Source organism: Kribbella sp. WER1, assembly GCF_054189145.1.
Genome location: NZ_CM135186.1, coordinates 2,791,590 through 2,813,174 on the forward strand (window position 1 = coordinate 2,791,590; position 21,585 = coordinate 2,813,174).

Sequence of the window (21,585 nt, forward strand, 5' to 3'; positions counted from 1 at the left end):
GAACGCCGTACCGAACGTGGTGACCGCGGTCAGGAAGGACAGCTCGACACCGCGGCGCCGGAGCTGGATCGGGAGCGCGATCTCGGCCGGATCGGGCAGCGCGGGTACGACGGGGCCGTGGGCAACGAGTTCGTCGTACAGCTCGGTGTTGTCCGCCCGGTCTCCACGAAGCTCACGTGCCGCGCCGACACGTCCGCCTGGATCGCCAGCTCCAGCTGGCTCAGCTTTCGCCGCCGACGCCATTCCCGCAGCAACTCCCCGACCGGCCTGTCCACGTCCGGAAGGCTAACGGCTGCGGCGGACCAGGTACTGGCGGAGTTGGCGGGCGACCTCGTCCGGGGCGGTCTCGTCGGGGGCGTTGTGGTCGAGGCCGGGGAGGATCGAGTACTCCGCGTTCGGGAGGATCTTCGCCAGTTGCGGCAGGACGCCGGTCAGGTACGCCGGGGTCTTGGTGCCGCCGAGCAGCAGCGTCGGGGCCGCGATCCGGGCGTACCGGCTGCCGTCGGAGTCGAGCCGGGCGATCTCGTTGAGCTCGGCCGGCGTCAGCGGCATCAGGTCCCGTTCCTCGCGGCCGTACAACAGCAGCACGGAGATTGCCCACAGCAACGGGGTCGCCCGGAACGGCAGCAGCTGGGCGCCTTTCAGGAACGTCGTCATCGCGGACACGAACCGCCCGTCGGCGACCTTCCGGTTGAACGCCTCGATCCAGCTCAGGTCGAACGACCCGTCCAGGCTGACCCCCGGCTCGTACACGACCAGCGCGTCCAGCGCCTGCCGCAACCCGACGTGCAGCGCGATCAGCCCGCCGTAGCTGTGCCCGAACACCACCCGTGCCCCGGTCCGCTCCAGCACCCCGAGTACGTCGTCGGCCTCGGCCTCGACGCTGTACGACGTACCCCGGGCCGCGCTCTCCCCGCGCCCGCGCCGCTCGACGACGTGCACCGTGTGCGCCCCGGCCAACGCCCGCGCCAGTGCCTCGTAATGATGCGCCCGCCGATTGGTCCCCGGCACCACGACCACCCCCGGCCCGGCCCCGAAGCTCTCGACCGCGACCCCACCCATCACCTCGATCTCACCCACCCCAACAGCATGCCAAACCGCGCTGGCACCGCCCTGACACGCACCTGGCACGCCGGGCGGCGCAGGAACGAAAGTGCCCCAGGGGGTTCCGTGGGCGGGCGGGAGATTCGAGAATGGCGCCAATTGGGTGGGGTCATCTTCCTGAGGGGGCACGGGTGACCAAGATTCTGGTGATTGACGACGAGCCGGATCTGATCCGGCTCGTGCGGCGGGTGCTCGAGGCCGAGGGGTACCAGGTGTGCGGGGCGACGGGCGGGCTGGAGGGGCTGCGGCTGGCGCTGGAGCAGCGGCCGGCGTTGGTCGTGCTCGATCTGGTGATGCCAGGGATGGACGGTGCGGCGGTGCTGGCGGCGTTGCTGGCACAGGATCCGGGGTTCCGGGTGCTGATCCTGTCTGCGACCACAGACGTCCAGCTGCGGATCGGGTGCCTGGAGCAGGGGGCGGTGGACTTCCTGGCGAAGCCGTTCGCGATCCGGGAGCTGATCGCGCGGGTCCACGCCCGGCTCGGCGAGGACGCGTCGAACCGGCGGGCGAACCAGTTGCAGGTCGGCGACCTGGTGCTCGACCTGGAGGCGCGGCACCTGCTGGTCGACGGGCGGCCGACGGCGTTGCCGAAGCGCGAGTTCCTGCTGCTGCGGTACCTGATGCGCAATCCCGACGTCGTCTGCTCGCGGCAGGAGCTGCTGTCCGAGGTCTGGGGGTACGACTTCGATCCGTCCACCAATGTCGTCGACGTCTGCGTCGGCCGGCTGCGATCCAAGATCCGGCCCGAGCTGATCGTGACGGTGCGCAATGTCGGCTATCAGCTCCAGAGCGCCTGAGACCACCCGCGTAGATCAGGCGGTGTGCTTGAGGAGTGCCGGTACGACGGTCGGCCAGCTGCTCCGCGGCAGTCCCTGGCCGATGCCGGGCAGGGTGAGCAGGGTCGCGTTCGGGATCTCGGCCGCCAGGGCGACGCCGTTCTGGTGCGGGAAGAACGGGTCCTCGTCGCCGTGGATCACCAGCGTCTTCGCGGTGATTTCCGGGAGACGTTCGCGCCAACGCGGCCGGCAGTCGATCGCGGCGAACGCGGTCCCGAGGTGGCTCGCGCGTTGTGCCGCCGCCGACTTCCGGGCCCGGTCGAACATCCGTCCCGCCGTCGTCCGTACGTCGTCCTCGTCGAACCCCCGGGAACCCGCGAGCAGCCGCGCAGACCCGGTCATGTACTCGACCACGCTGGCCCGGTCGGTCCAGTCCGGCATCGGGCGTCCGAACAGCTGCCCCATCACCGCCTGGTCGTGGTCCGCCAGATCGGCGTCGACCGGGCCGGGCGCGACCGCTCGGGTGGACACCAGCGTCAGCGAGGCGACCTCGTGCTCCAGGGCGAGCAGTTGCGCGACGAATCCGCCGACCCCCATCCCCACCACATGCGCCGGCCCGTCGATAGCCCCGCCGCGTCGGCGACCAGGTCCCGCAGGTCGTACTTCGGCGCGTCGGGGTCGTCGTACGCCGATCGGCCGGTGTCGCGCAGGTCGTAGCGCACGACGTACCGCCCGGTAAGCTGGTCAACCAGCTCGTCGGGCCAGTGCAACCCGATCAGCAGGACCGGTGGATCCGCCGGGTCTCCGAAGGTCTCCACCCACAAGTCGACATCGTTGACGTCTCGCAGCATGCCTTCTCCTCTCGTCTACCCCACCGACGAACGGTTCCGGGCGGGACAGACATCACCGGAGCAGATAGGTCCCCGCGGGTCCGGCAACGGTCGCCTCCAGCGCAGGCGGTCCTGTTGTAACGATCAAGCTGATACCGAGCGCCTCGATCACCGCGGTGACGTCGGCCGGCTTCGGATGCGTCGCCTGGAACCCCAGCAGCTCGACGGTCGGCGCCCCGGTGGTCGCCGGATGCCGCGTCGTCCCCCAGTCGATCAGGAACGGCACGATCCCGTCGTACGGCGGCGGATCGAGCGTCGCGACCTGCCAGCTCAACGCCGTACCCGCCGGCGTCACCCGCCCGACCGTCCGCACCGCGCCGAAGTCCACGCCCGCCATCCGCGCGCCCCACACCGCCTCCTCGACCGACGGCGGCCGCACACACCACGTCACCAGCCGCGGCCGCACCAACCGGTCCACCCCGAACGGCGCCGACCCCAACGGCTTCGGGTTGTCGACGTCCGGCCCGACGATCTCCAGGTACGACGCCGGCCCCAAGGCGACCAACTGGTTCCGCGTCCCGAGCTCCACGTGCCGCCCACCGTCGACCGGCCGGATCCCGGTCGCCGCCGCGAACTCCTCCACCGTCGCCCGAAGGTCCGGCGTCCCGAACACCAGATGATCCATCCTCGGCTCCACCGCAGGACTCAGCACCCTTCCGACACTACCAAGCGTGACCATCGGTACGGGTCACTCACCCGGCCCGTTCCGGTACCCGGTCGGCGAGACGCCGTACCGGCCGCGGAACCGCCGGGACAGGTGGAACTCGTCGGCGAAACCGATCCGCCGGGCGATCTCCCGGCAGGTCAAGTTGGTCGCCCGCAACAGGGTCGCCGCCAGCTCGAGCCGCCGATCGTTGCGGAAGGCAAGCGGTGACCGGCCGTACCGTTCCCGGAACACCCGCCGGAACCGGTCGTACCCGAGATCGAGCCGCGCCGCCACGTCGCGCATCTCCAGCCGGACCGGCAGGTCCTCGCCGAGCAGCCGCGCGGCCCGGTCCCAGCGCGCGGTCTCGTCGTCGACCGGTGCGGCCAGCGCCCCGGACAGCCAGCTCGCCAGCGCCCAGATCTGCTGCTCGGCCCCCGACCGCGGCGGCGCACTCCGGAGCAGCAACGCCAGGTCATCCGGCCGGACCCCACGCGGCAGCGGCCGCGGTCCCGAGCGGGTCAGCCGCCCGGTCTGCCGCAGCAGCTCGAACGCCGGCCCGTCGACGACCGCGAACCATTCGCTCCATCGTTCGCCGGGACGAGTGCCGTACCAATGCTGCTCACCGGGCAGTACGACGGTCAGCGACGGCGCGACGATCGGCTCGGTCCGCAGGTCGGCGTACCGGTAGAAGCCGGTACCGGCGGTGACCAGCGAGATGACCGTCCCCGGCAACGCGTGCAGAGGCCCCGGCACCAACGGCTCGGCATCGCAGACCTCCCCGGCCAAGAGCACCCGGCCGAACGGCGTCGGGTCCTGGTCCGACATCGTGATCCGCTGGTAGCCGTCGGGCATGCGGCTCACCCTCCGCGCCAGAACGTGCATCGAACAGCCACCGCAGGCATTCCGGCGACCGCTGCGGATTTGCCAGAGTGATCATCATGACGCACACGGAGAGTTCGCCCCAGCTGGTCACCGACGAACAGGTCGCGCAGTACGCCGACGAGGGGTACTTCGTTCTGGAGAAGGTGATCGGCGCCGCGGACCTCGAGCTGTTGCGCAGCGCCGCGCAGTTCTCCATCGACCGCCTGGATTCCGCGATGGACGCCGAGGGCGTCGACCGGATCGGCATCAATGCCAAGGGCAAGCGGTACTTCAGCAACATGGTCTACCAGCAACGGCCGGAGCTGCGGAGCTTCATCTTCGGCCCGGTCATGGAGCAGATCTGCCGCCGGGTGCTCGGCGACAACGCCTTCCTGTTCTGGGAGCAGTACGTGATCAAGGCCGGCGATCCCGACACGACGTTCGCGTGGCACCAGGACTCGGGGTACGTCCACGAGAACCACACGCCGTACCTGACCTGCTGGATCGCGCTGGACGACGTCACCGAGGAGAACGGATCGGTGTACCTGCTGCCGTACAGCCGCTCGGGCATCCGGTCGTACGTCAAGCACATCCCGATCGAGACCGGCGACCAGGTCTGCTACTTCGGGTCCGATCCCGGGATGCCGGTGATCGTCCCGGCCGGGTCGATCGTGTGCTTCTCCAGCACGGTCATCCACCGCAGCGGGGCGAACCTGACCGATCGGCTGCGCCGGGTCTACCTGCTGCAGTACTCCCCCGAGGTGATCATGAACGGCGACGGGACCGCGCCGCACGGCTCGTTCGAACCGTTCCTGGCCGACGGCCACGTCGCCGCTCACTCCTGACCTCAGCCGCGCGCGGTCGCGAACGGGTTCGGGATGGCGTCGAGCAGCATCCGGGTGTACTCGTCCCTGGGCGAACGGATCACGTCCAGGGAGGCGCCCTGCTCGACCACCTTGCCCTCGTTCAGCACGACCACTTCGTCGCAGAGCATCCGGGCGCTGAGCAGGTCGTGGGTGATGTAGAGGATCCCGACGGAGCGCTCGTGCACCAGCTTGTCGAACAGTTCCAGTACTTCGGCCCGGATCGACACGTCGAGACTGGAGATCGGCTCGTCGGCGACGATCAGCTCGGGCTCGACCGCCAGCGCGCGGGCGATCACGACCCGCTGCCGTTGCCCGCCGGACAGCTCGTGCGGGTACCGGTTGAGGAACCGCTCGCCCGGCGACAGCGCGACCGTTTCCAGCAGGTCGACGATGCGGTCCCGGAGCTCGGATCCGCGCAGGTGCCGGAAGTTGATCAGCGGCCGGGCGAGCGTGGCGCCGAGCGTCTTCGTCGGGTTCAGCGCGGAGTACGGATCCTGGAACACCATCTGCACGCTGCTGCGGTAGCTGCGCAACCGGCGGCCCCGCATCCGTGCGACGACCTGGTCGCCGTCGGCGCCGTGGAAGGTGATCCGGCCCGAGGTCGGTGCGTCGACGCCCGTGATCATCCGGGCGATCGTCGACTTGCCGCTGCCGCTCTGCCCGACCAGGGCGGTCACCCCGCCGCGGTGCAGGACGAGGCTCGCGCCGGTCACCGCCTCGGTCCGGACCGCACGCAGTCCTTGGCGGCGGACGTACGTCTTGGACACGTCCTCGAGCGTGACCAGCGGCCGGTTCCGGATCGCTTCCCGCGAGTCGGCGGCCGACTTCACGAACTGCGGGCCGGCGAACGTACGGACCGCCGGCCCGACGGCCGCCCCTTCCTCGGCCACACCTCGCTGAATCGCAGCGACGTGACATGCAGCCAGGCCGTCCCCGATCGCCAGCTCGACCGGTTCGACCTCGGTACAGCGGTCGATCCGCTCCGGACAGCGCGCCGCGAACGCGCACCCGTCCGGCCGGTGCGCGAGATCCGGCGGCCGGCCCGGAACGTACGTGATCCGTACCGTCTCCGCGCGCGGATCGCCGTACGACCCCAGCAACCCCTTCGTGTACGGGTGCAGCGGGTCGCGGATCAGCTCCCGGGTCGCCTGCTGCTCCGCGAGCTTCCCGGCGTACATCACCATGATCCGGTCGGACAGGTCGAGCACGGTCCCGAGGTCGTGGCTGATGAACAGCACCGCGAAGCCGAGCTCCGCCTGCAGCCGCCGGACGTTCTCCAGGATGCTGTGCTGAACGACGACGTCGAGTCCGGTCGTCGGCTCGTCCAGTACGACGAGCCGCGGCCCGATCGCGAGCGCCAGCGCCAGGTTGACCCGCTGCCGCATCCCGCCGGACAGCTCGTGCGGGAACGCGGTCATGAACTTCGGGTCGATCAGGACCATGTCGAACAGGGTCCTGATCCGCTCGGTCAGCTCCGCGCCGCGCAGCTCGGTGTGGTATTCGATGACGTCGGCGAACTGCGCCTCGATCCGGGTCACCGGGTTCAGCGCGTTCATGCTGCTCTGGAAGACCGTCGAGATCTCCCGCCAGCGGTACTTGCGCAGGTCGCCCTGGCTGAGGCCCGCGATGTCGGTGCCGTCGAAGGTGATCGAGCCGCCGGTGATCCGGGCCGGCGGCTCCAGCAGCCGCAGAACCGCCGTACCGACCGTGGTCTTGCCGGAGCCGGACTCGCCGATCAGGCCGACGAACTCGCCGTCGTCGATGGTGAAGCTGAGCCCGCTGACCGCGTCGACGGCGGGCCGCTGCCTGGGTTCGTAGCGGACGGACAGATCGCGTACGTCGAGGAGCGCCATGGCTCAGTCCTCCCTGAGATGCGGATTGCTGAGCAGGTCGATGCCGAAGTTGATGAAGGCCATCGACGTGATGAGGATCGCCAGCACCAGACCCGGTACGAAGACCCAGACGAACAGGCCCTGCGAGATCGCGCCGGCCGCATCGGCCTGGTAGAGGATCGTCCCCCAGGACACCGAGTCGCTGCTGCCCAGCCCGAGCACCGCGAGCCCGGCCTCGGCGCCGATCGCACCGGTGGCCGCACCAACGAACGCGGCGGCGACCAGCGAGGTCATGTTCGGCAGGATCTCGGCGAAGATGATCCGGAACGCGCCGTCGCCGGAGAACTTCGCCGCGGTGACGAAGTCCCGGTTCCGCAGCGTGATGATCTGGGCCCGCTTCGCCCGCGCGGCCCCCGCCCACGAGGTGAACGCGATCACCCCGACGATCAACGGGATGCCCCGGGTGCTGGAATACGCGACCAGCGTGATGATCAACGGCAGCACCGGGATCACCAGCGCGGTGTTGGTGAGGAACGACAGGACGTCGTCGACGACGGTGCCCTCGGCGTACCCGGAGACCATCCCGATCAGCAGCGCGATCGCGGTCGCCAGCAGTCCGCCGAGCAACCCGACGATCAGCGAGACCCGGCTGCCGAAGATCACCTGCGAGAACACGTCGACGCCGGCCACGTTGGTGCCGAGCAGGTGCTGCGCCGACGGCCCGGTCAACGGGGTGAACGAGCCGTCGGTCGGCCCGTACGGCGCGATCACCGGCGCGAGCAGCGCGACCACGGTGTAAATCGCCACCACGACGATCCCGACCCGGGCCTTCTTGCTGCTCCACACGATCCGGTACCAGCGGTCGGCGACGTCCGGTGCTGCGGCGACACTGCTCATGCGGCTGCCCTCCTGGCTCGCGGATCAAGGACGCCGTACAGCAGGTCGGCGATCAGATTGGCCACCAACGTCGCTACCGCGGTCAGCAACATCAGGCCCTGCAACAGCGGGTAGTCCTTGATACCGACGGCCTCGCCCATCAGCCGGCCGAGGCCGGGATAGTCGAAGACGGTCTCCACCAGGATCGTGCCGCCGAGGACGCCGCCGAGCGCCAGCGCGAAGCCGGTCACGCTCGGCAGCAGCGCGTTCCGGGCGGCGTACCGCAACGCGACCGTCCGGTCCGGCAGGCCCTTGGCGCGGGCGAGCCGGATGTAGTCCTCGCCGAGGTTCATGATCATCGTGTTCCGCATCCCGAGCACCCAGCCGATCGGCGTCACGATCATCAACGTCAACGCCGGCAGGAACGCGTGCGACACCGCGTCGTACACGAAGGCCCCGTTGAAACCCGGCGTCGACGCCTCGTAGCCGCCGGCCGTCGGGAACCAGCCGAGGCCGTAGCCCAGCCCGTAGATCAGCAACAGCGCGATCCAGAACGGCTGCAGGGTCCCGACGAACGTGGAGATCACCGTCACCCCGGTGTCGAAGCGGCTGTTCCGCCGCCAGGCCGCGAAGGCGCCGAGCAGTACGCCGATCACGAACGACAGCACCTGGACCGTTCCCACCAGGATGACGGTCCACCAGAACGCCTTGCCGATCACGTCGGTCACGGAGTACGGGAAGTACCGGTACGAGATGCCGAGGTTGCCGTGGGCAAGCTGTCCGAGGTAGTTCCAGTACTGGTCGACCAGCGAGCCGGTCGGGGCGCCGAGCAGGTCGCGCATCGCCTCCACCTGCGCGCGGTTCAGCTGCGCGTTCTTCCCGGCGAGGTTCTGCACCATCAACTCGGCGGGATCCCCCGGCTGCAGCCGGGGGATCAAGAAGTTCAGCGTCACCACTGCCCACAGGGTGAGGACGAAGAAGCCGAGCTTCCGCGTGAAGTACCGCATCGGGCTACTTCGCCGGGGCTGCGGTCAGGTGCGTGATCCACACCAGCGGCTGGTCCTGCGGGTTCGCGTACGGGTCCTCGGCGGACGGCCAGCCGACGGCGTGGTCGGTACGGTAGATCGCGCGCGCCGGCGCGTACAGGATCGGCAGGACCGGATAGTCGGTCATCATCGCGTTCACCAGCACGCCGACCTGGATCTTGGTCGCCGCCTCGTCGGTCGCGGCCGCCATCGCACCGATCGCCTTGTCCACGGCCGGGTTGGTGTAGCGCCCGACGTTCCCCTTGATCGTGGTCTTGTCCGGGATTTCCGCCGTCGAGACGGTCGCGCCCATCCCGTGCGCGTAGTCGCAGCCGGCGCCCATGTAGTTGATCATCAGCTGGAAGTTGCCGGACTTCTTCTGCTGGTCGACCGCCTCCGGCGGCATCTTGTTCTCCTTGACGTCCAGCCCGAGCTTGCGGAAGTTGCTGGTCAGCTCGTCGGCCATCGCCTCGTAGTCGATCCAGCCGGCCTGCACCGAGAACGTGATCTGGAGCGGCGAGCCGTCGGGGTTCTGCCGTACGCCGTTGCCGCCCTTCTTGTAGCCGGCCTCGTCGAGCATCTGGTTGGCCTTGGCCTGGTCGAACGGGATCACCGTGCTGTCCGCCGGGTACTGCGCCGGCAGCATGTTGTCCTTGGCCGGCAACGCCAGCCCGGACTGACTGGCCACCTTCATCAGGCCGTACGTCGCCTTCTGGGTCGCGCTCTGCTTGTCCATCCCGTACGCCAGCGCCGCCCGGAACTTGACGTCGGTGAACGGCTTCTTGGTCAGGTTCGGCGCCAGTACGGTGAGGCCGTTCGGCGCGTACCAGACGTGGTTGGTCTTCGGGTCGGCCGCGACGAACGACTTGTCCGGGTTGGGGATCTCGCCGGTGTAGAAGTCCAGCTCGCCGGCCTTCAGCTTGGCCGCCGCCTGGTTGGCGTCGTAGTTGCCCTCCAGGATCAGCTTCTGGACCTTGATCTTGTCGGCCTGCCAGTAGTCCGGCCGGCGTTCGAGCTCCAGCCGCCGCCCGTTGTAGGAGGCGATCTTGAACGGCCCGGTCGAGATCGGGTTCTTCGAGACGTACTTCGCCGGGTCGCCGACCGCTCCGAACTCCTTCTCCGACACGATCTTCTGGCCGATCAGGTACGGGAACTTGGTGGCCGCCGGCCCTGCGAACTCGAACGTCACCTTGTCGCCGGACGCCGTCACCGACGTCGCCTTGGGACCGAACGTGTCGTTCCAGACCCCGGCCAGGTCGATCGCCGGGTACTTCTTGGTCAGGTTGTAGGTGAACGCCACGTCGTTCGCGGTGAACGGCGAACCGTCGCTCCACTTCACGCCCTGGCGAATCGTGAACACCAGCTTGCTCGGGCTCTCCCAGGCGTAGTCCGTCGCCAGCCATGGCTCCACTTTGCAGTCCAGCGAACTCTGCTGCATCAGCGGCTCGAACAGCCAGGTACGGACCGTCTGCTGGGTCGCGAACGGGTTGTAGTTGACCAGACCTCCCATCGACGCGTCGGACTCGGTCGACAGGTTCAGGACCGGGATCGTGCCCGACGCCCCGGCCGCCGTACTCCCCTGCTGCTTCTCACCGGCCACGCGACTGCCGGCACATGCCGGCAACGCCAGCACGCCCACCGCCAGCGTCGCGATGAAGACCCCCCGCCATGACTTCTGCCCCCGTCGGACGCGGAACGAAGTACTTGCCATGACGACACCTCCGTGTGTCAGGTTGCTACCTGGTTCGGATGTTGTTCTTGCTGTTCAGGCCTCACAACCGCAGCTGGCTCTCCGGACGAGCCGCGACGGCAGAACAGTCTCGGGCGCGACGTCCGCACCGTTGACCAGGTCGAGCAACAGCCGGGTCGCTGTTGCTCCGAGCTCGGCCAGCGGCCGGGCGACCGTGGTGAGTCCGGGACTCACCAGGGAACTCATCGGGACGTCGTCGACACCGGTGATCACCAGGTCGTCGGGGACCTTCAGGCCGCGTCCCAGGACGGCCATCATCAGGCCGAGTGCGGTCTCGTCGTTGCCGCACACGGCACCGTCGTACCCACCGGCCAGCACCTCGTCGGCAGCCTGCACGCCGTGGGTCTGCTCGAGGCCGGTGCGGAACTGGGTGCCGGGCCGGAGCCCGAGCTCGGCATGCGCGGACACGAACGCGTCCCAGCGCTCGGTCAGGTCCGGCGAACCCTCGGGGTTGCCGACGAAGATCAGCTTCCGCAGCCCGTGGTCGGACAGCAGGTGGCTGACCAACTCCCGGAACGCCTGCTGGTCGGTCCGGACGACGACCGGCGCCGGATGCGGGTCCGGACCGATCATGACCACCGGATGGCGGGCCGCCAGTTCCTTGATCACGGCCTTCGGGACGGTACCGCCGTGGATGGCCATCCCGTCCACGCGCCGGGCGACGTCGAGCAGTTCGCCGGGCGCCTCCTGCCGCAGGTGGGTGCCGATCACGTGCACGCTCACCTGGCGCGGTACGGCGACGGTCTCGACGCCGTTGATCAGCTCGGCGAAGTACGGACCCGACAGGCCCGGGAACACCACCGCGAGCGCTCCGTGGCGCCGGTTGGCCAGCGCCTCGCCGAGGTGGCTGGGGCGGTATCCGTACTGCTCGATCGCGGCCTGCACCTTCGCCCGGGTGGCCGGCGAGACGCTGCCGACACCCCGGTAGACGCGCGAGACGGTGGCGATCGAAACGCCCGCCAGTTTGGCGATCTCACGCACGCTCATCCGGTCGTCGTTCACGTCGGACCTCCTCGCGGCCAGGTCACCAGTGCCTGGCGGGATGGGATTGTAACCGGTTACAATCCCAATCCGCCAGAGCTTGTCGCCGGAGCGTCACCCGCACCGTTGGAGGTCCTTCGTGAGCGCAGCACCCGAGACCGGCACGCCTATCGCACTCAGGGGCGGCCGGATCGAGATCGACGCGACGCCCGCCCTACTGCTGTCCGGCGAGGTGCACTACTTCCGGCTCCGCCGCGACGAGTGGGCCGACCGGCTGACGCAGGCCCGGGACGCCGGACTCGACACGATCGCCAGCTACATCCCCTGGATCTGGCACGAACTGCCGAACGGCGAGCTCGATCTCACCGGGAAGACGTGCCCGGAGCGGGACCTGGCGGCGTTCGTCGACCTGTGCGACTCGTTCGGCCTGCTGTTCCTCGCGCGGCCCGGGCCGTTCGTGATGGCCGAGCTGAAGAACGAGGGCATCCCGGACCGGATCTACCGCGAGTACCCGGACGCTCGCCCGGCCGGCTGGGGCGGGCCCGCTCTGACCGAGGACCTCGACTACCTGCACCCCGGGTTCCTGGCGGAGGCGAAGCGCTGGCTCGGGGCCGCGTTCGACGTACTGGCGCCGCGGCAGGGACCGGTCGTCGGCGTACAGCTGGACAACGAGGTCGGCATGCTCGCGTGGGTGTCGAACACGCCGCACCTCCCCGACGTGGAGCAGACCCTGGCGTCCCACCACGAGCTCGGTCTATGGTCGCGGAACAACTTCGCGGAGTACCTGCGGCAGCTCGAGTCCTTCGCCCGCGACCGCGGCATCACGGTGCCGTTGCTGGTCAACGTGCACGGCACCGGCGGCGGACGCGGTACGACGTTCCCGATCGGCGTCAGCCAGCTCGCGCAGGCGTACCGGGGACGCGACGGAGTCCTGGCCGGCTCCGACTACTACCTGGGCGAACTGACCGTTCAGAACGTCGCGGATCTCTATCTGTGCAACGCGATTCTCGCCTGCGTGAACGGGCCGGACCAGCCGGCGTCCTCGCTGGAGTTCGAGGTCGGGACCGGTGACTACGGCGACAACCTGGACGGGCTCAGCTCGCCCGAGTCCGGCGTGCACAAGACGCTGATCACGCTCGGCCAGGGCAACCGGCTGATCAACTACTACCTGCTGACCGGCGGCCGGAACCCGGTCGTCGAGGGCGAGCGGAACGACGGCATCCCACGGATCGCGTTCACCGGCGAGCGGCACGGGTTCGCGGCGCCGATCGATCCCGAAGGACGGACGACACCGGCGTACGACGCGCTGGCCGACGCGATCAAGGAGATCCGGGCCCACGAGCCGATCCTCGCGACCGGGCGGCAGCTGACCGACGACCTCGGCTACGGGTTCGTCGCCGATCACTACCTCACCGAGTACGCCCATCCCGAGTCCGCGGACCGGCGCGACCAGGTCGACGACCTCGAACGCCATCGCGGCTTCGGCGCCCGGGACGCGCTCGGCCGGGCGATCGTGCTCGGCGGGTACCACGTCGACGCCGTCGACCTGCAGGCTCTCGCCGACTCGGAGTCGGCGTGGGCCGCCGGTACGACGGCGCCCGCGGCGCCCCGGACGATCGCGCTCGGTACGCCGCGGACGCTCGGGCCGGAGGTTCAGCGCCGGCTCGTCGAACACGTCCGCAACGGCGGCAACCTGTTGCTCACCGGGCTGTTGCCGGATCGCGACCACGACGGCTCGCCGTGCACGATCCTCGCGGAGGCCTTCGGGTTGTCGTCGGCCGGCGTACGCCTCGATCAGCGGGACGGGTCCGGACCGTACTGGCCGACGGTGACCGGGTCCGGCAACTTCTCGCTCGACAGCGACCAACGGGTCAGCTCGGCGCAGTTGCTGGAGGCAACTACCAGTGCCGAGGTGCTGCTCCGCGAGGTCGGATCCGGGCTGCCGTGCGCGGTGCACACCCAACTGGGCGCGGGCTCGCTGATCTTCGTCGGCTGTGCGCTCCCGGCCGCACACCTCGACCACTGGCACGCGTTGTTCGCGAGACTCGGCGTCCGTCCGCGGGTCGGCGTCGACGCCGACCGGGCCGGACTGGTCACCGTGCCGGTCACGTCCGAACACGGCAACCTGCTGATCGCCGTCAACCTCGCGCCGTACCCGATCAGTGCGTCGATCAGCGTCGACGATCAGCAGGTCCAGCCACCAACAACCTTCCCCGCCCGCGGCCACGCGCTGCTGCCGTTCTGAAAGGACTCCGCCCCTATGACTACCTCAACCCCGGCGCCCGACAACTTCCTCTGGGGTGCCGCGACCGCCGGACACCAGATCGAAGGTGGCAACACCAATACCGGCCACTGGGTGCTGGAACATGCCCCCGACACCTGGGCCAAGGAGCCGTCCGGTGACGCGTGCGACTCTTACCACCGGTACGGCGAGGACATCGCACTGCTGGCGGAGGCCGGACTGAAGGCGTACCGGTTCTCGCTCGAATGGTCCCGGATCGAGCCGGCCAAGGGCGAGGTGTCCCGCGCCCAGCTCGACCACTACCGGCGGATGATCGACGCCTGCCGCACAGCCGGCGTCGAGCCGATCGTGACGCTGCAGCACTTCACCGTGCCGCTCTGGCAGCACCAGGAGGGCGGCTGGTACGCCGACGACGCGGTCGACCGGTTCCGCTTCTTCACCGAGACCGCGACCCGGATCCTCGACGACGTCAGCTGGGTCGTCACGATCAACGAGCCGAACATGATGGTCAACCAGACCGAGGCCCGGATCGACACCGAGGTCGGCGTGAACTTCCCGGGGCCGTCGCCGCACGCGTCCCAGGTGATCGCGGACGCGCACCACGCGGCGGTCGACGTACTGCGTGGGCTCGGCCACGTCCAGGCCGGGTGGACGATCGCCAACCAGGTCTACCAGGCGGTCCCGGGCCACGAGAAGGACCGCGACGAGTGGGCGTACTGGCGTGAGGACTTCTTCCTCGAGCAGAGCCGGAACGACGACTTCGTCGGCGTGCAGTCGTATCTGCGGACGATCATCGGGCCGGACGGGCCGGTGCCGTTCGCGGACGGTGTCGAGCGGACCCTCACCGGCTGGGAGTACTACCCGGAGGCCCTCGGCCACGCGCTGCGGCACACCCGCGACGTCACGGGCGGCGTACCCATGCTGGTCACCGAGAACGGGATGGCGACCGCCGACGACACCCGCCGGATCGACTACACCACGGGCGCGCTGAGCGGACTCGCTTCGGCGATCGGCGACGGGTGCGACGTTCGCGGGTACCTGCACTGGTCGCTGCTGGACAACTACGAGTGGGGGTCGTTCGCGCCGACGTTCGGCCTGATCGCGGTCGACCACGAGACGTTCGCCCGGACGCCGAAGCCGAGCCTGGCCTGGCTCGGCGACCTGGCCCGTCGCAACGAACTGCCCCGAGTCCCGGAGCGCCCGGAAGCCGCGGCGAACTTCGCCGCGGCCATCGGAGGCTAGACCAGCCCGAAGCCCTGGGACCGGTAGATGTGATCGGTCTGCTGCTCGGTGAACCGCGCGGCCGTGGTCAGCACCGGATGCTCGAAGAACGACTGGCTGGCGACTGGGAACTCCAGCGGGGTTCCCGCCTCCAGCCAGTGGCTGACATGCATCATCGCGATCATCGGCCGCGGCCGATCGGTGTGGTTCGGCATCCCGGCATGCCACAGCCGTACGTCGCGGATCATCACACTCCCGCGCCGGATCTCCGGCTGCACCGGCGGCGAGATCTCCCGCCGGGCCTCCAACGCGCCCAACGGCACCTCGATGTCCCCGCCGACACCGACCGTGAGATCGCGATGGGTCCCCGGCCAGATCTCGGTGGCACCGTTCTCCGCCGACACGTCGATGGTCGGCACGTTCACCACCAGCTGCGCCGGCGGATGCGCAACCTCCATCGCCTCCGACGGCCACAAGTGCCCGACATCGGCATGCACCGGCTGCCGGGTGTCACTCGGCAACGAGGTGTTCCCGCTGTACATGACGTTACGGATCCCCGGCCCCAGGATCGCCGACGTCACCGCGATCACCCACGGGTTCAGCAGCACGTCCTCGAACAGGTACGGCTCGAACGGCGGCGGATCCTGCTGAATGTTCCCCGCGGTCCAGTTGTACGGCGCATCCGCCCGCGCCCGAAGCAACTCCAGATCACTGACCATCCGCCCATGAAGCACCTCAAGATGCTCCACCGCGACCACCCCCGCCAGCACCACAATCCCATCACTCCGCAGCGCCTCCACCGCACCCCGCACGGCCTCGGCCCGCCCAGCCTCGTCAACCTCGATCGTGATCACGCCGCCCACCCTGACACCCCACCCCACCCACCGGAATGCCCCACCTGGCCAACCGATGAACGTTCTGGCACCGCCCCCGTGGGACAATGCTCCTGGAGATGAGGAGGTCAGAGGTGACAGCTGTTCCGCTGCCGCCCGCCCATCTGCTCACCGTCGGCGAGTACGCGACACTCGGCGAGGACGGAACCGGCCGGTCCGAGCTCATGGAGGGCAACCTTGTGATGTCGCCGAGGCCCAGCCCGGATCACAACATGGCCGGGTTGCGCATCGCCGTGCAGTTGATACCGCAACTGCCGCGCGACCTCGAGGTCATCACCGACGTGGACATCGATCTCGAGCTCGCGCCGCCAGATCAGCCCGGGTTCTCTCGCCGGCCCGACCTGATCGTCGTACAGCGCCGTGCCAGGCAGCGCGTTCGGGCCGAAGGTGGACTGATCCGCGCGTCAGAGATCCTCGTCGTGATCGAGATCGTCTCTCCCGGTTCCCGTCGCACGGACAACGTGGTCAAGCGAGCCGAGTATGCGGACGCCGGTATTCCGCACTACTGGATCGTCGACATTCAGGAGCCGGCTTCCCTCCTCGCCTGTCATCTGACCGACAAGTTCGGCTACCTCGACTCCGAAGTGGTCGGCGGCACCTTCGCCGGCACCGACCCGTTCCAGGTGACTCTGGACCTCGAAGACCTTCACTGACAAGGCAGAACACAGGACAGCAGAACGCGCAGGTCAGCGGGGCTGACCTGCGCGTTCTCAAGGGGTGGAGGTGGCGGGAATCGAACCCGCGTCCTTCGGCGTTGCTCCAAGACTTCTCCGGGCGCAGTCTGAATGGCGCTTTTCTCGGCCCCAGCGTTTATACAGACATCTCGCTGACAGGCTCAGTCACTGTAAATGTCCCGTGTTAACCCCGTGACCGGGCTAACAAAGCAAGCTCTCTAGATGAGGCCAGGGGCCGGGGCGAGAGCATCCCCGGGCTGACCGCTTCTTTAAGTGCTCAGGCCGTCAGGCGGCGAGAGCGAAGCTACTGCGCGACTTAGAGTTGGCAGTTGTTGGTTTCCAGAGATCGTTAACGAGATAACCCTGGATCCTCGGCCCGCTTCTCTTCGAACATACGTCCAAAGTCGAAACCGTTCACCCCCTGTTGAGTTGTCAAACTCCCACCCGTACCGCGGTGGAAGGACCACACTACCAAGTCCAACCAGGCGGCCGCACCCGACATTCCCTCAGCCCGCCGGGGCCAGGACGAAGATCGTGGCCGCGGCGGCGACCACCGCGCCGGCGAGGGCGATCACCCAGGCGGTGCTGGCCTGGAGCAGGAGCGCGCCGGCCGCGGCGCCGGCGAGCATCGCGAGGATGGAGCCGAGGCGGCGGTACGGCGGGGCGGCGCGGCCGTTGCCGAGGACGCTGTCGGCGGCCAGGCCCGTGAGGGTGAGCGTGAGGACCGTCGTGGTCATGTCCTTCGGGGCGACGTGCCGTACGGTCGCGTTCTGCAGGCCGAAGCAGCCCGCGAGCGCGAGGATCAGCAGGTACGACGTACCGCCGGAGTCCCGCAGTACGCCGAGCCCGACCAGCAGGGCGCACACCAGCAGCAGCCCCGCCTGGACGCCGAACGCGATCCCGAGCCAGCGCCGCGGGCGGGCCTCCAGGAGTCGGGCCGCCCGGCCGCCGAGGAGCGAGCCGAGGACGAACCCGAGGACCGCGACCACCGGCGGCCCGAGCCGGAAACCCGACTGGGGCGCGACCGCGAAGCCGAGGAACACGACGTTCCCGGTCATGTTCGCGACGAAGGTATGTCCGAGCTTCAGGTAGCTGACCGCGTCGATCAGGCCGGTCGCCGCGGTCAGGCCGAGGAACGCACCGACCTCCCACCGCGGCCCGACCGGAACACCCATTCCAGCAGGGTAGGGCCTACTTGATCAGGCGCAGCGTGAACGGGTACCGGAACTTGCCGCCGGCCGCCGTCGCGAGGCCGCCGATGCCGGTCAGCAGGAACCACAGGATCCCGAGGATCGGGAACAGGAACCCGAGGAACCCGTGCGTGAACCCGGTCATGATGCCGAGCAGCGCGAACGCGCCGACCGCGGTGAGCTGGAAGTTCAGCGCCTCGACGGCGTGCCGGCGTACGGCGGGGTTCTTCTGGCCGGCGGTCGCGACGACGAGCGCCGGGCCGACGAAGAACGTCGGGTACCCGAGCCAGTGCGCGATCGTACCCATCCCGCGGCCGTCGCCCTGGTACGTCTGCAGCGGCGCGGGCCGGGTGAAGGCGGCCGGGGCGAACGTCGGGACCGGGCGGGCGACGAGGCCGTCGAACGTGCTGTTCAGCTCGGCCCGGGTCCGCGCCTTGAGCGCCTTGTCCAGCCGGAGGTCGAACTCCATGTGGTCCAGGCGGCCGTCGGCGTACATCTCTTTGAGGATCTCGACGGCCCGATCCCGCTGCGCCGACGTCACCAGCAACTCTGAAGTGGACATGCTTCCACTGTGCGCGCCCAACCACCCCCACCCCATCCGGTTCAGCCCGGACCAACCCCTGACCGAACCCCAACCTCAGCCGCGGCGGCGGTCGGAGAGGGCTCGTTGGGCTTCGCGGTCGGCCTGGCGTTCGGCGAGGGCGTGGCGTTTGTCGTAGTCCTTCTTGCCGCGGCCGGTCGCGAGCTCGACCTTGGCGTAGCCGTCCTTGAAGTACAGCGACAGCGGGATCAGCGACACGCCCTGCTGCTCGACGGCGCGGATGAGTTTCTGGACCTCGTCCTTGTGCAGCAGCAGCTTGCGGGTACGGCGGGGCTCGTGGTTGGTCCAGGTGCCGTGCTTGTACTCCGGGATGTGCATGCCCTGCAGCCACAGCTCGTGGCCGCGGACGGCGGCGAACGCGTCGACGAGGGAGGCCCGGCCCTGCCGGAGGGACTTGACCTCGGTCCCGGTCAGCACCAGCCCGGCCTCCACCACGTCATCGATGTGGTAGTCGTGTCGCGCCTTGCGGTTCTGCGCGATCGGCTTCTCCCGGCCGGACTGTTTCACCATCCGGCCAGTATCCCAGATACCTCAGAGGGTGTCCGGGAATTCTGCGCCGTAACGAGGAGGTGCCCGGTGCGGTAGCTCGGCGTGCGGGGGCGAAGGTCTCGATGCGGAGCATCGTGGCCTTTGCACCCGTGCGGCGAGGTGCCGTGCCGGGTGCCCCGCAGTAGGCGCAGAATTCCCGGACACCCTCTTACAGCCACCCCATGGGATTAACGACGTTGCCGTCCTTGTAGACCATGAAGTGCAGGTGGCAGCCGGTCGAGTACCCCGTCGTACCGGACCAGGCGATGATCTCGCCGCGCTGGACCCGGTCGCCGACGTGCGCCTTGTACTTCGACAGGTGGTTGTAGACCGTCGTGATCGAGTGCCCGCCCATCACCCCGTGTGAGATGAACAGCCGGTTCCCGTAGCCACCGTTGAAGTACTTGTCGGTCACCACCCCGTCGGCCGCGGCGCGGACCGGCGTACCGCAGGGTGCGCGGAAGTCGGTGCCGTCGTGCAGCTTCCAGATGTGCAGGACCGGGTGGAACCGCATCCCGTACGGCGACGTGATGTAGCTGCTGACCGGGTACCCGAGCCGCCCGCCACCGGTCGGCACCGGATCCGGGACGTTCCGCGGCGGACGGTGCTCCTTGCGTGCCTTCGCCCGCTCGGCCGCCTCGGCTGCCGCCTTCCGGCGGGCGGCCGCTGCCTTCTCGGCCTTCGCCTGGGCGATCAGCATCTGCTGGACCCGGTTGCGTTCCTTCAGCAGCGAGTTGTACTGCGCGAGTTCGGAGTTCTTCTCCTTCTCCGCAGCCTTGAACGCGGTCAGCTTGACCGCCGCGACCGATGCCGCCTCCGCTCGGTCGGCCGCGACCTGCTTGGTCAGCTCCGTGACCTTCTTGACCGTCGCGGCCGCGTCAGCACGGGCGGTCTCGGCCTCCTTCTCCGCGGCGGTCAGCTTGACCTGCTTGCTGGCCAGCTGCGCCTGCGCGGTGTTCAGGTTCGCGATCGCGTTGCTCTGGATCCCGAACACGTTCCGCTGCACCTGCATGCCGGTGGCGATGTCGGCCGGAGCCGCGCCGCGAAGCGCGATCGACAGCCCGACCAGGCCGTTCTGCTGCTGGTACGCCGACCGTACGGCGCGGCCCGCGACGGCCCGCTTCTCGGCGATCTGGCGCTGGCCGGCGGCCACGTCCGAGGTCGCCGTACGGAGCGCCGCCTCGGCCGCGACAAGCTTGCCCGCGGCAACCGCGTCGGCGGCCTTCGCGGCGGCGAGCTGCCCCTGCGCGGCGGCGTACCGGGCCTGCACGGCCTGGTACTTCGCGACCGACTGGTTGTACGCGGCAACGGACTTGCCGAGCTGGTCGGAGGCGTCGTCGAGATCAGCCTTGGACTGGTTGATCTTCGAGTCGAGTTGTTTCTTCTTGGCGGCTGGATCCGGTGGTCTCGCCTCCGCGGACGGAGCGTACGGGACCGCGGCCAGGACGCCGGCGGACAGGGACAGGACAAGGCAGCAAGCGGTAACAACGCTCTGCCGGCCCGGCGGTCGATTGCGTGATCGCGGGTACGGCGCGGCTGGGGTACCGGTGCTGTCGTCTCGCTTGATGCTCCCCCGCTCAGGCGGGTTCGCACCGGGGAAGTGCGGGACCACAGGTCGACCCCTTGCTCTGGATGAAGTTTTCGTGCGGTACAGGAGTTACTCGTGTGACTCCTGATACTGCACGATAGGTCACCAGGGTCAGACTTTGAGGTATTTCCGCGTTGTCAGGAATGTCGGGATGACCGCCAGCACCAGGCCGACCAGCACCATGATCAGCGTCACCCGGAACGTCTCGGACGCCCCGACCCACTGCCAGACCCGGAACGTCGCCTGCGCCTGCCGCATGACCATGAAGTACACGATCATCCACAGCGTGCCGCAGGCCAGCGCGGCGCCGATCACGGCGGCCAGCACCGCTTCCAGCAGGAACGGCAGCTGGATGTAGAAGTTGGACGCCCCCACGAGCCGCATGATCCCGATCTCACGTCTGCGCGCGTACGCCGCCAGCCGGATCGTGTTCGCGATCTGCATCAGCGCCGCGACCAGCAGCAGGCCCGCTCCGAAGTACGACCCGACCTGGAGCCAGTTCAGCGCCTTGAACAGCGGGTCGAGGTACTGCCGGAGGTCCTGGACGGTGTCCACCCCCGGGAGGCCGGCGACCGCGCTGACCAGGTTCTGGTACCGCTGCGGGTCCTTCAGCCGGATCCGGAACGACTCCTGCATCTGGTCCTGGGTGACCGTGCTGACGATCGGCGAGTCCTTGTACAGCTTCTTGAACGACTCGAACGCCTGCGCCTTCGACTCGGTGAACACGCCGTCCGGCGCGGTGTCCGGGTTCGACTCGATGACCTGCTGGATCCGGTTCTTCTGCTCCTGGGTCACCTCGGCGCCGGAGCAGCCGCGGCCGCCGGAGTCCTTGGTGCAGAGGAAGACCGAGATCTGGATCTTGTCGTACCAGTTCCCCTTCATCAGGTTGACCTGCTCGTGAGCGAGCAGCGCGCTGCCGAACAGCGACAGCGAGACCCAGATGGTGACGACGACCGCGATCGTCATCGAGAGGTTCCGCTTCAGACCGATGCCGAGGTCGGAGAGGATGTAGTTCAAGCGCATCTGTAAGTCAGTCCCCTG

Annotated in this window: 22 protein-coding genes and 1 other RNA gene; 5 read left to right on the top strand and 18 right to left on the bottom strand. The window is 68.9% G+C overall.

The window, feature by feature from the left end:
- Positions 1-29 precede the first annotated feature (29 nt).
- A complete protein-coding gene (locus ACXJJ3_RS13600; protein WP_458170377.1) occupies positions 30-275 on the bottom strand; it encodes a helix-turn-helix domain-containing protein in 246 nt (81 codons plus the stop codon).
- A gap of 10 nt (positions 276-285) precedes the next feature.
- On the bottom strand, positions 286-1,080 hold the full coding sequence (locus ACXJJ3_RS13605) for an alpha/beta fold hydrolase (protein ID WP_458170378.1): 795 nt from the start codon (positions 1,078-1,080) through the stop codon (positions 286-288).
- A 155-nt stretch (positions 1,081-1,235) separates the two neighbouring features.
- Between ACXJJ3_RS13605 and ACXJJ3_RS13610 the strand changes: the two genes are divergently transcribed.
- Positions 1,236-1,901, top strand: coding sequence for a response regulator transcription factor (locus ACXJJ3_RS13610; protein ID WP_458170379.1), 666 nt, complete (start codon positions 1,236-1,238; stop codon positions 1,899-1,901).
- A gap of 15 nt (positions 1,902-1,916) precedes the next feature.
- On the opposite strand, the gene ACXJJ3_RS13615 is transcribed toward ACXJJ3_RS13610, so the two are convergent.
- The 4 genes from ACXJJ3_RS13615 to ACXJJ3_RS13630 all read right to left on the bottom strand — a co-directional run bounded on the left by ACXJJ3_RS13615 (position 1,917) and on the right by ACXJJ3_RS13630 (position 4,268).
- Positions 1,917-2,477, bottom strand: coding sequence for an alpha/beta fold hydrolase (locus tag ACXJJ3_RS13615; RefSeq protein WP_458170380.1), 561 nt, complete (start codon positions 2,475-2,477; stop codon positions 1,917-1,919).
- The gene (locus ACXJJ3_RS13620) at positions 2,417-2,731 is read right to left on the bottom strand and encodes an alpha/beta fold hydrolase (RefSeq protein ID WP_458170381.1); all 315 of its coding nucleotides are present in this window, start codon (positions 2,729-2,731) and stop codon (positions 2,417-2,419) included. The genes ACXJJ3_RS13615 and ACXJJ3_RS13620 overlap by 61 nt, the downstream gene beginning before the upstream one ends.
- 52 nt (positions 2,732-2,783) lie before the next feature.
- A complete protein-coding gene (locus tag ACXJJ3_RS13625) occupies positions 2,784-3,395 on the bottom strand; it encodes a VOC family protein (RefSeq protein ID WP_458170382.1) in 612 nt (203 codons plus the stop codon).
- Between the two features lie 63 nt (positions 3,396-3,458).
- On the bottom strand, positions 3,459-4,268 hold the full coding sequence (locus ACXJJ3_RS13630) for an AraC family transcriptional regulator (RefSeq protein WP_458170383.1): 810 nt from the start codon (positions 4,266-4,268) through the stop codon (positions 3,459-3,461).
- Between the two features lie 86 nt (positions 4,269-4,354).
- Between ACXJJ3_RS13630 and ACXJJ3_RS13635 the strand changes: the two genes are divergently transcribed.
- Entirely contained in the window at positions 4,355-5,122 is a 768-nt protein-coding gene (locus ACXJJ3_RS13635; RefSeq protein ID WP_458170384.1) for a phytanoyl-CoA dioxygenase family protein, read from the top strand.
- A gap of 2 nt (positions 5,123-5,124) precedes the next feature.
- Here ACXJJ3_RS13635 and ACXJJ3_RS13640 read toward each other — a convergent pair whose 3' ends face one another.
- From ACXJJ3_RS13640 to ACXJJ3_RS13660, 5 genes are read right to left on the bottom strand one after another with little or no spacing between them, the layout of a single operon-like run.
- Positions 5,125-6,996, bottom strand: coding sequence for a dipeptide ABC transporter ATP-binding protein (locus ACXJJ3_RS13640; protein WP_458170385.1), 1,872 nt, complete (start codon positions 6,994-6,996; stop codon positions 5,125-5,127).
- A gap of 3 nt (positions 6,997-6,999) precedes the next feature.
- Positions 7,000-7,872: an ABC transporter permease gene (locus ACXJJ3_RS13645; RefSeq protein ID WP_458170386.1), complete on the bottom strand. Its 873-nt coding sequence runs from the start codon at positions 7,870-7,872 to the stop codon at positions 7,000-7,002.
- Positions 7,869-8,858: an ABC transporter permease gene (locus ACXJJ3_RS13650; protein ID WP_458170387.1), complete on the bottom strand. Its 990-nt coding sequence runs from the start codon at positions 8,856-8,858 to the stop codon at positions 7,869-7,871. The genes ACXJJ3_RS13645 and ACXJJ3_RS13650 overlap by 4 nt, the downstream gene beginning before the upstream one ends.
- A 4-nt stretch (positions 8,859-8,862) precedes the next feature.
- On the bottom strand, positions 8,863-10,587 hold the full coding sequence (locus ACXJJ3_RS13655; protein ID WP_458170388.1) for an ABC transporter substrate-binding protein: 1,725 nt from the start codon (positions 10,585-10,587) through the stop codon (positions 8,863-8,865).
- Positions 10,588-10,641: 54 nt separating this feature from the next.
- Entirely contained in the window at positions 10,642-11,628 is a 987-nt protein-coding gene (locus ACXJJ3_RS13660) for a LacI family DNA-binding transcriptional regulator (protein ID WP_458170389.1), read from the bottom strand.
- A gap of 118 nt (positions 11,629-11,746) precedes the next feature.
- Here ACXJJ3_RS13660 and ACXJJ3_RS13665 point away from each other — a divergent pair, with 118 nt between their 5' ends.
- Positions 11,747-13,852 carry a beta-galactosidase gene (locus ACXJJ3_RS13665; RefSeq protein WP_458170390.1) on the top strand — a complete coding sequence of 702 codons (2,106 nt, stop codon included), beginning with the start codon at positions 11,747-11,749 and terminating at the stop codon, positions 13,850-13,852.
- Positions 13,853-13,867: 15 nt separating this feature from the next.
- Positions 13,868-15,091, top strand: coding sequence for a glycoside hydrolase family 1 protein (locus tag ACXJJ3_RS13670; RefSeq protein WP_458170391.1), 1,224 nt, complete (start codon positions 13,868-13,870; stop codon positions 15,089-15,091).
- Here the strand turns inward: ACXJJ3_RS13670 and ACXJJ3_RS13675 are convergent.
- Positions 15,088-15,924 (bottom strand): phytanoyl-CoA dioxygenase family protein, encoded by an 837-nt coding sequence (locus tag ACXJJ3_RS13675; protein WP_458170392.1) that lies wholly within the window; start codon positions 15,922-15,924, stop codon positions 15,088-15,090. The two genes, ACXJJ3_RS13670 and ACXJJ3_RS13675, sit on opposite strands and share 4 nt — an antisense overlap.
- A 113-nt stretch (positions 15,925-16,037) precedes the next feature.
- Here ACXJJ3_RS13675 and ACXJJ3_RS13680 point away from each other — a divergent pair, with 113 nt between their 5' ends.
- On the top strand, positions 16,038-16,616 hold the full coding sequence (locus tag ACXJJ3_RS13680) for a Uma2 family endonuclease (RefSeq protein ID WP_458170393.1): 579 nt from the start codon (positions 16,038-16,040) through the stop codon (positions 16,614-16,616).
- Positions 16,617-16,678: 62 nt separating this feature from the next.
- On the opposite strand, the gene ssrA is transcribed toward ACXJJ3_RS13680, so the two are convergent.
- The 6 genes from ssrA to ftsX all read right to left on the bottom strand — a co-directional run bounded on the left by ssrA (position 16,679) and on the right by ftsX (position 21,567).
- Positions 16,679-17,059, bottom strand: a transfer-messenger RNA (tmRNA) gene (ssrA, locus tag ACXJJ3_RS13685).
- A gap of 84 nt (positions 17,060-17,143) precedes the next feature.
- Positions 17,144-17,812 carry a YoaK family protein gene (locus ACXJJ3_RS13690; protein WP_458170394.1) on the bottom strand — a complete coding sequence of 223 codons (669 nt, stop codon included), beginning with the start codon at positions 17,810-17,812 and terminating at the stop codon, positions 17,144-17,146.
- A gap of 16 nt (positions 17,813-17,828) precedes the next feature.
- A complete protein-coding gene (locus ACXJJ3_RS13695) occupies positions 17,829-18,389 on the bottom strand; it encodes a DUF4870 domain-containing protein (RefSeq protein ID WP_458170395.1) in 561 nt (186 codons plus the stop codon).
- Positions 18,390-18,464: 75 nt separating this feature from the next.
- Positions 18,465-18,938 (bottom strand): SsrA-binding protein SmpB, encoded by a 474-nt coding sequence (gene smpB, locus ACXJJ3_RS13700; RefSeq protein ID WP_458170396.1) that lies wholly within the window; start codon positions 18,936-18,938, stop codon positions 18,465-18,467.
- 187 nt (positions 18,939-19,125) lie between these two features.
- The gene (locus ACXJJ3_RS13705; protein WP_458170397.1) at positions 19,126-20,568 is read right to left on the bottom strand and encodes a peptidoglycan DD-metalloendopeptidase family protein; all 1,443 of its coding nucleotides are present in this window, start codon (positions 20,566-20,568) and stop codon (positions 19,126-19,128) included.
- A gap of 87 nt (positions 20,569-20,655) precedes the next feature.
- Positions 20,656-21,567 (bottom strand): permease-like cell division protein FtsX, encoded by a 912-nt coding sequence (gene ftsX, locus ACXJJ3_RS13710; RefSeq protein WP_458170398.1) that lies wholly within the window; start codon positions 21,565-21,567, stop codon positions 20,656-20,658.
- Between the last annotated feature and the right edge of the window lie 18 nt (positions 21,568-21,585).

Bases quoted from the DNA above. Each gene is read 5' to 3' on its own strand.
- ACXJJ3_RS13670 (WP_458170391.1), top strand. From the start codon at position 13,868: ATGACTACCTCAACCCCGGCGCCCGACAACTTCCTCTGGGGTGCCGCG.
- ACXJJ3_RS13695 (WP_458170395.1), bottom strand. From the start codon at position 18,389: ATGTCCACTTCAGAGTTGCTGGTGACGTCGGCGCAGCGGGATCGGGCC.
- ACXJJ3_RS13615 (WP_458170380.1), bottom strand. From the start codon at position 2,477: ATGGGGGTCGGCGGATTCGTCGCGCAACTGCTCGCCCTGGAGCACGAG.
- smpB (WP_458170396.1), bottom strand. From the start codon at position 18,938: ATGGTGAAACAGTCCGGCCGGGAGAAGCCGATCGCGCAGAACCGCAAG.
- ACXJJ3_RS13655 (WP_458170388.1), bottom strand. From the start codon at position 10,587: ATGGCAAGTACTTCGTTCCGCGTCCGACGGGGGCAGAAGTCATGGCGG.
- ACXJJ3_RS13635 (WP_458170384.1), top strand. From the start codon at position 4,355: ATGACGCACACGGAGAGTTCGCCCCAGCTGGTCACCGACGAACAGGTC.
- ACXJJ3_RS13640 (WP_458170385.1), bottom strand. From the start codon at position 6,996: ATGGCGCTCCTCGACGTACGCGATCTGTCCGTCCGCTACGAACCCAGG.
- ACXJJ3_RS13620 (WP_458170381.1), bottom strand. From the start codon at position 2,731: ATGCTGCGAGACGTCAACGATGTCGACTTGTGGGTGGAGACCTTCGGA.
- ACXJJ3_RS13630 (WP_458170383.1), bottom strand. From the start codon at position 4,268: ATGCCCGACGGCTACCAGCGGATCACGATGTCGGACCAGGACCCGACG.
- ACXJJ3_RS13625 (WP_458170382.1), bottom strand. From the start codon at position 3,395: ATGGATCATCTGGTGTTCGGGACGCCGGACCTTCGGGCGACGGTGGAG.
- ACXJJ3_RS13650 (WP_458170387.1), bottom strand. From the start codon at position 8,858: ATGCGGTACTTCACGCGGAAGCTCGGCTTCTTCGTCCTCACCCTGTGG.
- ACXJJ3_RS13690 (WP_458170394.1), bottom strand. From the start codon at position 17,812: ATGGGTGTTCCGGTCGGGCCGCGGTGGGAGGTCGGTGCGTTCCTCGGC.
- ACXJJ3_RS13645 (WP_458170386.1), bottom strand. From the start codon at position 7,872: ATGAGCAGTGTCGCCGCAGCACCGGACGTCGCCGACCGCTGGTACCGG.
- ftsX (WP_458170398.1), bottom strand. From the start codon at position 21,567: ATGCGCTTGAACTACATCCTCTCCGACCTCGGCATCGGTCTGAAGCGG.